This window comes from Amniculibacterium aquaticum (assembly GCF_003852705.1).
Taxonomy (GTDB): Bacteria; Bacteroidota; Bacteroidia; order Flavobacteriales; family Weeksellaceae; genus Amniculibacterium; species Amniculibacterium aquaticum.
This window is the reverse complement of sequence record NZ_REFA01000068.1, coordinates 1-1,307: the sequence shown is the minus strand read 5'-3', so window position 1 is coordinate 1,307 and position 1,307 is coordinate 1. Positions and strand designations below refer to the sequence as shown.

Sequence of the window (1,307 nt, the reverse complement as noted above, 5' to 3'; positions counted from 1 at the left end):
CAAAAAGCCATTTTCTTTTCCTAATTTTCGTATTTTAGCAAAAGGAAAATGGCTTTTTGCTAAGTGTAGAGATTGCATAAGTACTTGATAATCAAAGCCCGCACTTCACAAAGCCGCAAACCGTTATCGGCAATTTCAAAAAAAATCAGCACAAAAAGACAATTATGAATATTTCAGAAAAACTTGAAGAATTACAGAATACTAAAAAATTTTCTGATGAAAAATGGCTTCAAAGAGGTTTAAATCCTTCAAGCCAAGAAATTTGTGATTATATGGAAAATTTTGTGGACAATTGTATTTCTGAAATGAGAAAAGCAATACACAACAACAAGAGCCAAAATGATATTTTAAAAATATTGAAATCTAATCTCAAAAGCATTTCCAAAAATCTTGATACGGAAGAAAGAGAATTTATGGCGGAGAATTTTGATCAGATTTCAAAAATTGTGGAAATTAATCTTTCAAAAGATTTAAACAAGTTTCTTTATGGTTCAACTTTTTTGACATTAAAGAAAATTTCCGATTTAATTCGTGGAAAAGAAAAAGTAATTGAAACTTTGGTTTCTAAATGCACTAAATGCGAAAAAAAGCTTGAAACTTTTATTCTAGAAAAAATGGATAACAGCATTCAAAATGATTTTAACATTGTTAGATGCAAAAATTGCGGAGAATTGAACCTTATTGACAATGAGAGTGGAAATAAAAGGATTAAATTTGGAGAATATGAATTAGTTGAACAACTTTCAAAAGAAACTTATAATTTAGAAGACGCTAAAATTAGATTAAAACAGATTAAAATATTTAGAAAATAAGAGAAACTGCCGATAACATGGGTTTTGCAAGATGCGGGGTTGAAGGAAATCTCAGAGAAATTTTAGAAAATACCCGCAAAAAACTTTTCCATTTTTTAGTTTTTTCGTAATTTTAAAAAATGGAAAAAGTTTTTGCTAGAGATTGGTTCTCCTCCCCAGTTTCGGTTGCAGTAGCCCGCACCTCGCAAAGCCCTTTTCCGTTGTCCGTAATATTTGAGGAGCGTTATCAAATTGAAGATTTTACAAATTTGAAAATTTTTTGACCTCTACCCTGCTGATTTCTAAATTTTATGCCGAATAATTTCTGCCTGAAAATTCAAAAAATTGTGCTGAATATCTTGCCGAAAATTATCCTGTTGATTTTCGAAAAATTGTGCTGAATATCATACTGAAAATTATTCCGTTTTAACCGTGCTGATTTTTAAAATATTGGGCTGAGAATTCCTGAATTTGTGTGCGTGAAAAATTGAAGTGACTTGGCGAAAATTATCAGTC

At 30.3% G+C, this 1,307-nt stretch carries 1 protein-coding gene; it reads left to right on the top strand.

The window, feature by feature from the left end; translation table 11 throughout:
- The first annotated feature begins 164 nt into the window (after positions 1-164).
- Positions 165-812 carry a DUF4844 domain-containing protein gene (locus EIY84_RS11740; RefSeq protein ID WP_124643393.1) on the top strand — a complete coding sequence of 216 codons (648 nt, stop codon included), beginning with the start codon at positions 165-167 and terminating at the stop codon, positions 810-812.
- Positions 813-1,307: the final 495 nt, after the last annotated feature.

Coding starts and splice junctions, on each gene's coding strand:
- EIY84_RS11740 (WP_124643393.1), top strand. CDS start 165: ATGAATATTTCAGAAAAACTTGAAGAATTACAGAATACTAAAAAATTT.